This window comes from Wocania arenilitoris, assembly GCF_021728535.1.
Classification (GTDB): Bacteria; Bacteroidota; Bacteroidia; order Flavobacteriales; family Flavobacteriaceae; genus Wocania_A; species Wocania_A arenilitoris.
Window position 1 is genome coordinate 25001 of the sequence record NZ_JAKKDU010000017.1, and the last position, 12989, is coordinate 37989.

Annotated in this window: 15 protein-coding genes, 2 rRNA genes and 1 pseudogene (1 of these 18 cut by a window edge); 11 read left to right on the forward strand and 7 right to left on the reverse strand. The window is 31.2% G+C overall.

Going from position 1 to position 12989, the window contains the following annotated elements; genetic code table 11:
* A 23S ribosomal RNA gene (locus L3X37_RS13115) occupies nucleotides 1-91 on the forward strand; it begins 2736 nt to the left of the window's first position.
* A 136-nt stretch (nucleotides 92-227) separates the two neighbouring features.
* Nucleotides 228-335: ribosomal RNA gene (gene rrf, locus L3X37_RS13120) — 5S ribosomal RNA — on the forward strand.
* Nucleotides 336-592: 257 nt separating this feature from the next.
* Here rrf and L3X37_RS15475 read toward each other — a convergent pair.
* Nucleotides 593-799: pseudogene (locus tag L3X37_RS15475) on the reverse strand (transposase); the annotation flags it as partial.
* 188 nt (nucleotides 800-987) lie between these two features.
* On the opposite strand from L3X37_RS15475, the gene L3X37_RS13125 reads away from it, so the two are divergent.
* A complete protein-coding gene (locus L3X37_RS13125) occupies nucleotides 988-1533 on the forward strand; it encodes a YfiT family bacillithiol transferase (protein ID WP_237240624.1) in 546 nt (181 codons plus the stop codon).
* Nucleotides 1534-2019 (forward strand): GNAT family N-acetyltransferase, encoded by a 486-nt coding sequence (locus L3X37_RS13130; RefSeq protein WP_237240625.1) that lies wholly within the window; start codon nucleotides 1534-1536, stop codon nucleotides 2017-2019.
* Here L3X37_RS13130 and L3X37_RS13135 read toward each other — a convergent pair.
* The gene (locus tag L3X37_RS13135) at nucleotides 2016-2573 is read right to left on the reverse strand and encodes a thioredoxin family protein (protein ID WP_237240626.1); all 558 of its coding nucleotides are present in this window, start codon (nucleotides 2571-2573) and stop codon (nucleotides 2016-2018) included. The genes L3X37_RS13130 and L3X37_RS13135 overlap by 4 nt on opposite strands.
* A 47-nt stretch (nucleotides 2574-2620) precedes the next feature.
* On the opposite strand from L3X37_RS13135, the gene L3X37_RS13140 reads away from it, so the two are divergent.
* From L3X37_RS13140 to L3X37_RS13150, 3 genes are read left to right on the forward strand one after another with little or no spacing between them, the layout of a single operon-like run.
* Nucleotides 2621-2956, forward strand: coding sequence for a tRNA-binding protein (locus L3X37_RS13140; protein ID WP_237240627.1), 336 nt, complete (start codon nucleotides 2621-2623; stop codon nucleotides 2954-2956).
* 3 nt (nucleotides 2957-2959) lie between these two features.
* Nucleotides 2960-3859, forward strand: a complete 900-nt coding sequence (locus tag L3X37_RS13145) for a bile acid:sodium symporter family protein (RefSeq protein ID WP_237240628.1) — start codon at nucleotides 2960-2962, stop codon at nucleotides 3857-3859.
* 4 nt (nucleotides 3860-3863) lie between these two features.
* Nucleotides 3864-4895 (forward strand): 1-acyl-sn-glycerol-3-phosphate acyltransferase, encoded by a 1032-nt coding sequence (locus L3X37_RS13150; RefSeq protein WP_237240629.1) that lies wholly within the window; start codon nucleotides 3864-3866, stop codon nucleotides 4893-4895.
* Between the two features lie 170 nt (nucleotides 4896-5065).
* On the opposite strand, the gene L3X37_RS13160 is transcribed toward L3X37_RS13150, so the two are convergent.
* Nucleotides 5066-5281, reverse strand: a complete 216-nt coding sequence (locus tag L3X37_RS13160) for a transposase (protein WP_237240678.1) — start codon at nucleotides 5279-5281, stop codon at nucleotides 5066-5068.
* On the opposite strand from L3X37_RS13160, the gene L3X37_RS13165 reads away from it, so the two are divergent.
* On the forward strand, nucleotides 5208-5360 hold the full coding sequence (locus L3X37_RS13165; protein WP_237240680.1) for a hypothetical protein: 153 nt from the start codon (nucleotides 5208-5210) through the stop codon (nucleotides 5358-5360). The genes L3X37_RS13160 and L3X37_RS13165 overlap by 74 nt on opposite strands.
* Before the next feature lie 356 nt (nucleotides 5361-5716).
* Here L3X37_RS13165 and L3X37_RS13170 read toward each other — a convergent pair whose 3' ends face one another.
* Nucleotides 5717-7138: a phage tail-like protein gene (locus tag L3X37_RS13170; protein WP_237240630.1), complete on the reverse strand. Its 1422-nt coding sequence runs from the start codon at nucleotides 7136-7138 to the stop codon at nucleotides 5717-5719.
* A gap of 298 nt (nucleotides 7139-7436) precedes the next feature.
* Here L3X37_RS13170 and L3X37_RS13175 point away from each other — a divergent pair, with 298 nt between their 5' ends.
* Both L3X37_RS13175 and L3X37_RS13180 read left to right on the forward strand, forming a co-directional pair.
* Complete coding sequence (locus L3X37_RS13175; RefSeq protein WP_237240631.1) at nucleotides 7437-8180, forward strand: T9SS type A sorting domain-containing protein; 744 nt, start codon at nucleotides 7437-7439, stop codon at nucleotides 8178-8180.
* Nucleotides 8181-8376: 196 nt separating this feature from the next.
* On the forward strand, nucleotides 8377-9972 hold the full coding sequence (locus tag L3X37_RS13180) for a sulfatase (RefSeq protein ID WP_237240632.1): 1596 nt from the start codon (nucleotides 8377-8379) through the stop codon (nucleotides 9970-9972).
* A 12-nt stretch (nucleotides 9973-9984) separates the two neighbouring features.
* On the opposite strand, the gene L3X37_RS13185 is transcribed toward L3X37_RS13180, so the two are convergent.
* A complete protein-coding gene (locus tag L3X37_RS13185; RefSeq protein ID WP_237240633.1) occupies nucleotides 9985-11124 on the reverse strand; it encodes a cysteine desulfurase family protein in 1140 nt (379 codons plus the stop codon).
* 132 nt (nucleotides 11125-11256) lie between these two features.
* Here L3X37_RS13185 and L3X37_RS13190 point away from each other — a divergent pair, with 132 nt between their 5' ends.
* On the forward strand, nucleotides 11257-12153 hold the full coding sequence (locus L3X37_RS13190; protein ID WP_237240634.1) for a hypothetical protein: 897 nt from the start codon (nucleotides 11257-11259) through the stop codon (nucleotides 12151-12153).
* On the opposite strand, the gene L3X37_RS13195 is transcribed toward L3X37_RS13190, so the two are convergent.
* Both L3X37_RS13195 and L3X37_RS13200 read right to left on the reverse strand, forming a co-directional pair.
* A complete protein-coding gene (locus tag L3X37_RS13195) occupies nucleotides 12150-12719 on the reverse strand; it encodes a DUF8465 domain-containing protein (protein ID WP_237240635.1) in 570 nt (189 codons plus the stop codon). The two genes, L3X37_RS13190 and L3X37_RS13195, sit on opposite strands and share 4 nt — an antisense overlap.
* The gene (locus L3X37_RS13200; RefSeq protein WP_237240636.1) at nucleotides 12706-12909 is read right to left on the reverse strand and encodes a hypothetical protein; all 204 of its coding nucleotides are present in this window, start codon (nucleotides 12907-12909) and stop codon (nucleotides 12706-12708) included. Before L3X37_RS13200 ends, L3X37_RS13195 begins: the two co-directional genes overlap by 14 nt.
* Between the last annotated feature and the right edge of the window lie 80 nt (nucleotides 12910-12989).

A 12989-nucleotide genomic window follows, 5' to 3' on the forward strand; every position in this document is an offset into this window, starting at 1 on the left:
GGTCGTGGGAGATTACCACGTTGATAGGCTACAGGTGTAAAGGCAGTAATGTCATAGCCGAGTAGTACTAATAACCCATAGGCTTATTGTACGCCTGTTTTTTTATAAGTTCAATAATTATTACAAACTATGTTTCTTATTTTCAATATGTTAAGATATTTGTTTATCTAAATTGATAAACGCTGAATGCTAAAGGCAAAATATGCCAATAGCAAGCAGCTATAACTTAAGGTGGTTATAGCGATGGGGCTCACCTCTTACCATTCCGAACAGAGAAGTTAAGCCCATTAGCGCCGATGGTACTGCATTTGTGGGAGAGTAGGTCGTTGCCTTTTTTGGAAACCCTTCACTATTTTAGTGAGGGGTTTTTTTGTTTAAGTTTCTATTTTATTCTATAATATTAAGCAGGATTAAATGATGATTTTTTTCTTTATATGAAGAAGAAAATAAAGCATAGCAGATTAAACAAAAAAAGTTGAGGGATTAAGAATTATGCATAAATTTTTGATAGTCTAAAGAGGAAGAATGCTACAGAGCTCACGCCTCTAAATTGATTTCTAAAGGCTTTAATATTTACATTGAAGGATTCCGCCTAGGTATTGGTACTTCTGTAGTCAAAAAAGTTTAGGATGTTTTTATAATGATGCTGTATAGACTTAGACACAATGCCAAAGGTTTTGCTAAAGCTGTAGCTTTCAATTTTGTTGTACCACTGGGCTAGTTTGGTTTGGGCTACCGATTTGTTTTTGGTTTTTTTATGAATAACCCCAAGTTCCAGTGTTAATAGGTAAGCTTCTTTTAAGTCAGAATAGCGTTAAAATAAAATCTCATATACTTGACAAAACAAAAAGAAGTAAAATAAACTAGCTAATTTAAAACCTGTTTTTTTACTAAAAAAATAAAAAAATCAATTCTATTTACGTAGCTATTAGTTGTATTAAAAAAGGAATTCCAGAAGTTGCATAGCAATTTTATATATTTGTTCTTATGACATATAAAGAACTACAACAGCTTAGATATCCCATTGGAGAATTTAAAGCTCCAGAACATATTACTTCTCAGCTTTTAAATCAATGGATAGAAACTTTAGAACGCTTTCCTTTACGATTAGAGGCATTGGTTAAGTTTTTAACCAAAAAACAATTAGACACACCTTATAGGCCAGATGGTTGGACTATTCGTCAAGTGGTGCATCATATTTCAGATAGCCATCACCACAGCTATATTCGGTTTAAATGGGCTTTAACCGAAGATAAACCTGTTATTAAACCTTACCAAGAAGGGCTTTGGGCAGAGCTTCATGATACCAAAACAGCACCTATTGCAATGTCGTTGGAACATTTAAAGGCTGTACACTATAAATTGGTGTATTTGTTAAAAGGACTTAGTGAAGCACAATGGGGCAGAAGCTTTATACACCCTGAAAGCAATAGTGAAGTTTTACTAAACCTAAACGTTGGTATTTATGTATGGCATTGTAACCACCATTATGCACATATTGAAAACGCATTAAAACAAAATGGTTGGATTTAAATGATAAGACCTGTACATATTGAAGACGCTCAATCCTTGTTGAATATTTATAATTATTATGTTATTAATACTGCTGTCACTTTTGATATAGAGCCTATAACTTTAAAAACCTTTATAAAGAAATTAAATGTTTTAAAAAAAGACTACCCTTTTATAGTGTTTGAAGAAAACAATACCATTTTAGGTTACGCCTATGGTAGTCGATTTAGACCTAAACCTGCTTACGATTATGTGGTGGAATCGACTGTCTATGTTAAATATGATACCCATGGTAGACAGATAGGGACTCAATTATATGCTGAACTGTTAAAGCTTTTAAAAAAGGAAAATTTCCATACGGTTTTAGGTGTGCTTACTATACCCAATGATGCCAGTATAAAACTTCATGAAAGGTTTGGTTTTAAACAAGTTGCTAACTTGAAAGAAGTAGGGTTAAAGTTTGGTAAATGGTTAGATGTTGGTATTTGGCAATTAAAACTAACTTAGTTTTTCCACTTGATATTGCATCCAATACTTGGTTTTTGTAACAGGATATTTTCTTTATTTTCAAGTAAACAATTTAAAGCATGTCTTAAATCTTTTCCAGTAACAGGCAATCCGTTTCCTGGTCTAGAATCGTCAATTTGTCCTCTGTAATTTAATTTTAATTCGGCATCAAAAACATAAATATCAGGTGTACATGCTGCATCATAAGCTTTTGCCACATCTTGAGTTTCATCATATAAATACGGAAATGGATAGTTTTGTTCCATAGCATGCATGGCCATTTTTTCGGGTGAATCCTGCGGATAATTAAAGACATCGTTACTAGAGATGCCTATAAACGATACACCTTTATCCGCATAAGCATTAGCTATTGAGACAATTTCTAGGTTTACATGAATTACAAAAGGACAATGATTACATATAAACATAATTACAGTGGCATTCTTTCCTTTTAAATTTTGAAGCGATAAAACCTGTTTTGAAACCGTATCAAATAAATTAAAATCTGGTGCTATTGTTCCTAAAGGAATCATATTTGAAGGTGTTCGTGCCATAATTTTTTAGTTTATTCAAAGTTCGACAAAATTTGTATTTTTAAAAAATGAACAACACAATATCTTTTGAAGATTTTAGTAAAGTAGATTTACGAGTAGGCACAGTAATTAAAGTAAACGATTTTCCCGAAGCAAAACATTTAGCTTACCAACTTATTATAGATTTTGGAGGTTTAGGTATTAGAAAATCTTCGGCACAAATAACAACTTTATATTCTAAGCAAGATTTATTAAACAAGCAAATTATAGCTGTTATAAATTTTCCTAAAAAGCAAATAGCCAAATTTATGAGCGAATGTTTAGTTTTAGGTGCTGTATATGGTAAAGATGTAAAGCTTTTAAATCCAGAGAACAGAGTTGAAAACGGCACACCTGTCTCTTAGTTTATGCAGCAGCTAGATAACGTTCAAATAAATTTTGATACCAATACACTTTGGGTTCTAAATGTTGCTCTCGGACTGGTTATGTTTGGAGTTGCATTGGGGATTTCGTTAAACGATTTTAAAACTTTAATTAAGCAACCAAAACCTATTTTGTTGGGTTTATTGTCACAATTTGTTTTACTGCCCTTCGTTACGTTTTTATTTGTAATTCTTATAAAGCCACAACCGAGTATTGCTTTAGGAATGATGATGGTTGCTGCATGTCCAGGTGGGAATATATCAAATTTTATGTCGCATTTAGCTAAAGGAAACTCAGCATTATCAGTAAGTTTAACCGCATTTGCTACTTTTTTAGCAATGATTATGACACCGTTTAATTTTCAGCTTTACGGAAACTTGTATCAACCAACAGCACAAATTTTAAAAACGATTCAATTAGATCCCTTTGAGTTGGTAAAACTCGTTATTCTTATTCTTGGGATACCATTAATTTTAGGAATGCTGCTAAGATTTAAGAATGAAACTTTGGCTATTAAACTTTCAAAACTTTTAAAACCATTATCTATTGTTATTTTTATTGCTATTGTTATTGTAGCATTTACTAAAAATATAGAGATTTTTAATAAATATATTAGCCATGTTTTATTAATTGGGGTTAGTCATAATATATTAGCGATTATTATTGGATTTTTAGTAGCAAGAATGTTTAAACTTTCATTTAAAAATCAAAAAACATTAGCCATAGAGACTGGAATTCAAAATTCGGGTTTAGGCTTGTTACTTATTTTTACATTTTTTGATGGTGTTGGTGGTATGTCTATTTTAGTGGCATTTTGGGGTATTTGGCATATTGTTTCTGGCTTATTGTTAGCTGGATATTGGTCTAATAAAAAAGAGGTTTAACAAATTGAAATTTATTTGGTTATATAGTGTTAGATTGTATTTAAGTATTGGAATGTTTTTTTATTTCAGGAAGATAAGAATACATAGTGTTAAAAATGTACCTAAAAACGTACCTGTTTTATTGTTGAGTAATCATCAAAATGCTTTATTAGATGCCTTATTAATTGCAACTAAAAGTGGTAGGTTTTCTTATTTTTTAACCCGAGCTGCAGTTTTTAAAAAGACTTTTGTAAGTAAGATTTTAATGAGTTTGCAATTGCTTCCTGTTTATAGAATTCGTGATGGTTGGAGTAACTTAACAAACAATAATGCCATTTTTGAGACGTGTTCGGGGCTTTTAAATAAAAATGAAGCGATTGTTATTTTTCCAGAAGGAAGCCATAATTTAAAACGCATAGTGAGGCCTTTAAGTAAAGGGTTTACAAGAATTGTTTTTGATACGCTTGAACAATATCCAGAAATTGATTTGCAATTAATACCGGTAGGATTAAATTTTGAAAACGCTGAAAAATTTCCTGATAGCACATCTATTATTTTTGGAGAGCCAATATTTGCTAAATCTTTTGTTTCTGAAAATAAAAACGAAAGTATTGTAAAATTAAAAGCTAAGATTCAATTAGAAATTTCTAAGTTAACTACGCATATTCCTTTAGATAATTATGATGAAACATTGGAAAAACTAAATGCATTACAAGTCGATTTTTTGAATCCTAAAAATGTAAATAACTGTATTGCAAACAATTTTAAGAACTGTGAAACTAATCAAAAACCTAAACTAAAAGGAATCAAATCATTTTTTAAAGGGTTACTAATTTTAAATATTCTACTACCATATCTAGTATGGAAATTTGTAATAAAGCCTAAAATAGATGAAGTTGAGTTTCGATCTACATTTAGGTTTGCTGTTGCAATTACTTTAGTGCCGTTTTACCTTTTAATATTGACGTTTATGTTGGCTTTGTTTTTAAGTTATCAAATAGCTGCAATCTATTTAATTGCAGTTTTAATAATCTCGCTTTTAGCAGTTAAATTATAGTTTGTTTCTAAAGAAAATAGCATTTATTAATAACCTGTTTGTGCTATGCCAAAAAGCTCTAAAATTAGTGTTATCTGTAAAAGCTATCACTTTACCTTTGCCAAGACTTTTTATTTTAATAGGAACAGTTTCAGATAAAAGTTTCAAATTCGGTTTAGATATGTAACCACTTAAAAGTGAATCTTTAGAAAATCATTTAGCCATTGTTTTACGTTATCAAGGGTTACGAACACGTTGTTTTTGTAGTGTTGTTTGATGTAAAGCCATATTTTTTCACTTGGATTCAATTCGGGAGAATATGGTGGTACTCTAATGAGTATAATATTGTCTGGTAATGTGTATTTTGATAAGCTATGGAATGCAGCATTATCTATAATTATGATTATAATTTCTTTAGGTTTATATAGTGAGAACGCTTTTAGGTATTGGCTATATGACACCTTTAGAAAAATATGCTCAAATTAATAATATCTTTTATCAAAATGTAGCTTAACTTTTTTCTATCAAAATTTGTTGTATATCCATCCTTTTTATGTAAGTCCTTAAGTTCTTCTATAGACTCTTTAATAATAATAGTTGCTTGTCTTCACATAAGGGAAAGATACAAAAATTTAGCTTGTTTTAAAATTTATTTGGTATTATAGTAAAGATAACAACATGAATCTATCGACAATGAATATTTGTAATTTATTAACTAAAGATTTACCTTTTAAATCAAGCAACACCATGCACATTATTATAAAAAATAAAGCTGGCAAAACAAGTTCTTTTGCGTTAGAAAAAATTTATTAGTAACATATTAAAAAGTACAGCTTGTCCTATTATCTTGCCACCAAATTTAACGATACTGTACTTAAATTACCTGCGCCACTATAACGCTCTGCCCATAATTCAATAAAGTCTGTAGGGGCCATTTCAATAGATCCAATTATAGCCAATGCACCAACATCATCATTTTCTCCTACCTCTCTAAACACTCTAGTTTCTTCTAAAACCGTACCATTTTTAGCAATATAGAATACAAAAACTGTATTATTATTATCTCCTTGAAAAGATAAACTAGCAGTAATCAAAAAATTTCTAAGTTTATTCCCTTCATATATAATCTTGTTATTTCCAGAAGCAGAAAAGCGAAATAAATGATTAGATGATGTAGTCCCTTCCAATTTTTTTCTACTACTATCTCCAGTACCTGTAAAAGTGGTTGTAAATCCAGAGCCTACTGGAGCGCTTAAATTAACATCTCCTGTGGCTACCCAATCAGACTCAAGTACTAACCCAGGGCAATTTATAAACCAATCATTAGAAAAATTATAATTAGGATTAGGCAACCCAGTATATTTATTCACATAACTATTCGATGGTCCTGAAAATACGCAACTCGATATAACACCTGTTCCCACCACAGGATTTGAACTTACATCAATTCCATAATTACCAATATTAACTATAGAAAATCCACTAACCTTTTCTATCAAATCAAAAGTTCCAGAAAACGTTTCGTAAGCCCCTCCATTATTGGAAAACCACCCTTGATTACTCAATAATAAATCGGCAATATCTTCATAAACTATTCCCGAAGTATTTCCAGAATATTGTATAACATTGGAAAATACAACAGCATATCCTTTAATTAAACCAACACTATTTGAATTTGCAATAATATTATCCTGAAGAACCAATATTTTGTCGTTACTGGTATTATTTAAATTAAAAACACTTCCTCCAGGTGCTGTTAAGGTTAAGTTTCTTAAGCTACCTCCATTACTACCAGAAAAAATAGTTCCACCAACTCTAAGTAAAATATCTTCATTTGTATCTAAGCCCGCAATATAAGCCCCATTAATATCTATTGAATTGCTCAAAGTTATCATTCCATTAATTTCATAAAACGTATCTTCATCGAGTGTAATAACACCTCCACTTGGCGTAGGCAAATCTGCTTCACTTTTTACTAATTTATAATTAGTCCTACTAATTGCACCTTCAAGTGGTACCCAACTTCCTCCATCAAAAAAATAAAATACATCTTCATCGGTATCAAAAACCAACAGACCTTCCGCTGGGTTAGAAATAGCAATCCGCTGTATTGTGGTCATCCGCGGAGTTAAAACACCTTGAGTAGTGGATGTAATATCTAAAACAGAAGACGGATCTGGAGTTGTTGTATTAACACCTACTTGTCCGCTTACTATAATTGTGAAAAAAGAAAAAAATGTAATAATAGATTTAGAAAATTTCATGAGAGAAAGAATTTTTTATTAGTACTGGTATAAAATATTTTTAACAACGCAAATATATTGATAAAAATCGATAAAAACAGCTTTTTAAGCGATAAAGCGTGTTATTACTTTGTTTTTTTAAAAAAAAAACTTACATTTGGTTTTAGATAAACAATGTATAACGAATTACATATTTAAAAAAATATTGAAGCCTATAGTAAATGCATTGACTTACTAAATTAAATACTGGTATATACCTTTTTGTAATTAAAAATTTAAAATAAAACAATAAAAATTTAACACCTAAAACCAAATTCTTATGAAACAAATTTACATTTTTAGTTTATTGTCTATATTATTTTTATATAATATTGGAGCTCAAACCCTTTTTGATTGGGAATCAACCAATGGCACAACAGATAATGGAACATCAATTACTCAAACCGTTAATGGTATAACAGCAACGTTTACTGTGTCGTCAAACAATCCGTTTTATGCTAGTGGTGGACTAGGAAACACAACAGGTCGTTCTGTCGCAGCAGACGATAGCAATACAGATAGTTGGGTTAACATTGCTTTTTCTCAAGCAATAAACATTAGTAGCCTAATAGCTTATGATGGAGATTCCTTTGCAGATAGTGCCACATGGACTTTTACTCCTACTGGCGGTACTAATTCTGTTGTTAACCAAGTTATGCCAGATGCAGGCACAACAGTTACTTTAAACTGGACAGGGGTTACAAATATTAGGGTAACTTCCGATTTTGCAGGAGGACTTGACTGGTTTGTTTTAGATAATATTTCATCAGATTTCACATTAAGTTCCCCAGAATTGGAATTTAAAGATTCGCAGGTAAAGTTGTTTCCTAACCCAACAATCGATTATATTCAATTTAAAAATATAACCAAAGCAGAAAAATATGTGATTTATAATATTATTGGAAAAGAAATTTCAAACGGAACTATTAATGTAGATGGAGAAATTGATGTACAAAGCTACGTTAATGGCTTATATTTCTTAAAACGTGAAAATGGAGGCACAATAAAATTTATAAAAGAATAACGTTAAACGTTTTTGCCAAATAAAAGTGGAGATAAAACTATGTTCAAAAAATTTAGTTTTATCTCCACTTTTATTTAATAAACTTTATTTTTGAATGAGTAAAATATTAAATATATATAATGAGCCATAACAAAAAGTTAATACCAAACGAAATATGGTATAGGTGAATTACAGATAAAAAGTATAATTTAAATAGATGAAATCTAAAATATCCTCTCTTTGTGTTGCTGCTATTATTTTTATAGTTATCTCATGTGATAACAAACAAACAAAACAATGGGTCGCAAAAGACCCTAATATTCTTTTTATTTTAGTTGACGATCTTGGATATAAAGATTTAAGCTTCACTGGTAGTAATTTTTACGAAACTCCAAACATCGATAAAATTGCCAATGAAGGTATGGCTTTTACTCAAGGATATGCGGCTAGTCGTGTTTGCAGTCCATCTAGAGCCAGTATTATGACAGGGAAATTTACAGCTAGACATGGAATAACAGATTGGATTGGTGCTGCTCATGGAGAATTATGGCGCAAACACAATAGACATAATAAATTACTGCCAGCCAATTATGAACATGTTTTACCCAAACAAGATATAACCATAGCCGAGGCTATGAAAATGGCTGGTTATAAAACTTTTTTTGCAGGAAAATGGCATTTGGGGGAAAAAGGCTCTTATCCAGAAGATCATGGTTTTGACATTAACATTGGAGGTTGGGAAAAAGGAAGCCCCATTGGTGGTTACTTCTCCCCTTGGAAAAATCCAAATTTGGAAAATAAAGAAAAAGGTGAAAATCTATCCATACGACTTGCCAAAGAAACATCGGAATTTATAAAAAAAAACAAGGACACTTCATTTTTTGCCTTTCTTTCATTCTATGCTGTTCATAGCCCAATACAAACAACTAAAACTAAATGGGAAAAATACAGAAACAAAGCAGAACAACTGGGTATTAAAGATACGGGGTACATAATGGAACGCGCTCTTCCTATAAGGCAAGCACAAGACAATCCTATTTATGCTGGTTTGATTGAAGCTATGGATGATGCTGTTGGTCATGTTTTAAATACACTAGAAGAATTAAAGCTAGACAAAAACACTATTGTAATATTTACTTCAGACAATGGCGGAGTAGCTTCTGGTGATAACTTTTCTACCTCTAATTTACCTTTACGAGGCGGCAAAGGATATCAATGGGAAGGTGGTATACGAGAACCCTTTATCATAAAAGTGCCTTGGCTACAATCGAATGGAGCAACAAACGATTACCCAGTAATTGGAACCGACTTCTATCCGACTATATTAGATTTGGCTAACATTAAACCTCTACCCGAACAACATATTGACGGGTTGAGTCTGAAACCGCTTTTGGAAGGCAAAACAATAACCACCAAAAGATCTTTATATTGGCATTACCCGCATTACGGAAACCAAGGCGGAGAGCCTTCATCCATTATAAGGGATGATCATTGGAAACTCATTCATTATTGGGAAGACGATAGAAATGAGTTGTATAATTTACAAGAAGACCCAAAAGAACAAACCGATATTGCCGATTCAAATATAGAAATCACTAAGAAACTCTATAATAAACTTAATACCTGGCTCAAATCGGTTAATGCTAAAACACCAGCTAAAGATTTAGAATATGATGAGGCATTGGCAGATAAGCGTAAGGATTACTTGAAAAATACCTTGCTGCCTAATTTAGAAAAAGAACGTGTTAAAATATTATCTAAAGATTTTAAACCTAATGCTGACTGGTGGCAAAGTCAGGTTACAATTGATTAATTTGGCTATTAACTAGATAAGTGCTTTTAAAACATCAATCACATAATCAATCTCTTGTCTGGTATTGTATATGCTAAATGAAAAGCGAATAGAAGGTTTTTGCAGCTCTTCGTCGTTTAGTATTTTGGCTAACACATGTGAGTTTTGGTTGCTGCCACTTTGGCAAGCACTTCCTTTTGAGCAAGCAATACCTTTTAAATCTAACTGAAACAATAACATACCCGATTTTTCTGGACTTACTGGTAAGCATACATTTACCATGGTGTAAGTTCCTTTTTCCATATTACCAGAAAACCCATTAAACTTAGCTGTTGGTATCTTTAATTTTAGCTTTTCTATAAAATATGCTTTTAAAGATTTTACATATTCGCTCTCTTTTTCTAAGTTATCATAAGCAATTTTTATAGCCGTTTCAATACCAACTATATTGTGCACACTTTCGGTGCCTGCTCTAAACCCGCGTTCTTGTTCGCCACCTAAAATTAAAGGCTTTAAACCAGAGTTTTTCCTAATAAAAACAAATCCAACACCTTTTGGTCCATGAAATTTATGTGCAGCAGCAGCTAGAAAGTCTACTTGGACATCTTGCAAATCTAATTTGTAATGTCCAACAGATTGTACGGTGTCGCTATGAAATAACGCATTATTGGCTTTGCATAAATCTGCTACTTTTTTTATATCTAAAATATTACCTATTTCGTTATTAATGTGCATTAAACTTACTAGTGTGTATGTTTTAGTATCAAGTAGTTCCTCTAAATGATAGTAATCAATAAGTCCTTTTTTATCAATATTTACATAACTAACCTCAAGATTATATTCATTTTTAAGTTGTTCAATAGTATGTAAAACAGCATGATGTTCAATTTTCGATGTAATAATATGTGTTACTTTTAAATCTCTTACAGCACTTTGTAGTACTAAATTATCGGCTTCAGTTCCACCAGAAGTAAACACAATTTCGCCAGCTGACACATTCAAATAACCTGCTATTGTTTTTCTTGATTTTTCAATTAATGCTTTAGATGATCTGCCAAAGCTATGTGAAGATGAAGCATTTCCATAGTTATTCTTCATCACTTCAGTTATTTTATCAATAACCTCATCACGAATTTGCGTGGTTGCAGCATTATCAAAATATATATGTTTCATCTACTTATTCATATTATAAAGCAAAAAATAATTCTATGTGCTTTAAGCATCAAAAATAATTGAAATAAAATTATTATCAATATGATACGTTATAAATAACAATTCTATATTTTTGTCTTAAAACCCAAACACATGCGTAAATTATTTTTTGTCGTATTAACTCTTAGCATCACTTGTTTTTTTTCTTGTAGCGATGGTGATATTATTGAAGTAAAATTAGATTTTGGTAACGATTTTAGTAATTGCCAAGGTGTTACTGGTTTGGTTTTTTATAAAACTAAAAACGACCCTTCTGAATCGGTTTCTGTCATTATTAACTCATTCAATCTAGATGATGTTTTTGAAGTTGGAGACGACAAAACATTCAGTACTACAAAATCTGGAACATTTAATTATAGATCTTACAGCAATACTTCAATTTCTGGAGGGAATTTGTTTTGCAACGACATTCCTTCCTCCGAGGTTAATATTATTAGTGATTATTCTAGTAATTGCAAAGCCAATATCAACACAATTTTAATTGAAGATGATAATGATGAGGTTCCATTAGCATTGGAAGATGTTAATGGAGATGGTAATTTAGAAAATGATGACACTGATGGTGATGGACTATGGAATTATATTGATATAGATGATGATGGTGATAATATTTTAACCATAGATGAAGATTTAAATGATGACGGTGATCCTACAAACGATGATACTGATAATGATGGTATACCTAATTATTTAGATGATGATGATGATGGCGATGGCGTAAAAACTAGAGATGAAGAAAGCGATTCGCAAGACCAAAACCCAACAAACGATATTACAAACAGTGATGTTGGTCCAGATTATTTAAATAAAGATGTGTTAACTTCAGTTGCAGCAACAGCTTACAGAGCACATACCATATACCAAACCTATGTAGTTACTTTAACAGTAACAGGAATAAGCATAGATATTTTATTGCAAGACGAATATGATTTTGGTGAATTGTCAGGTGGCACATCAGATACTAGAACGGTTACTCCAGAATTTAATTAAGTTGCAACGTTTTGATAAATATAAACTTCGGTAGCTCCTAAACCATATTTTTGGTAATTAGCATCGTAGAATTTCATGTTATTATAGCGACCAAAAAGGTAATCTAATTCCATTTTTAAAACACCTTCGCCAACACCATGAATAAACACAATCTTTTGAATACGCTTTTTTATAGCAAACTCTAATTGTCGTCTAGCTGTATCTAATTGTAATGTTAACATGTCATGATTACTCATATTTTTTGAAGATTTTACTAATTGATTTATATGTAAATCAATTTCTAAAGTAGGCTCATAACGCGCTTTTGGCTTTGCTTTTTTTACAGGCTTCTTTATGTATTGCTCTTTTTCGTAAATCGCAGATTTTATGCTATCGCTTGTAAACAAATCTGATTGTATTGCTTTGTCGGCATTAATTTTAATCAACTCTTTAGCTTTAAAATCAAGTAAAAAACCATCTTCAGTTTCAATAGAAATTAAACTGTTATCAATTTTTTTTATTGTGCCAGATAAATTTTCATCTATAACCAAAACATAATCGTTTATTTTAAAATTATTGTTCATCATTATTAAGCTTATTCGGGGTGTTGTTATCATCAACTTTCCTGCTCGGAATAGTTCTAGAAACCCTATATACACCAATCATTAACACTACTAAACCCCCAATTAAAATATACTGATTTTGTTGCTCACCCGCCTTTGAATATAATGCAACAATAGCACCTAAAATAATTAATATGTAATTAAAATATGTCATTAGAAAACCCTTGAATTAACACCGCCAATTTAAGCTAAAATTACTTATTGTTAAACAATTATTGATGGTATTATCTAAAC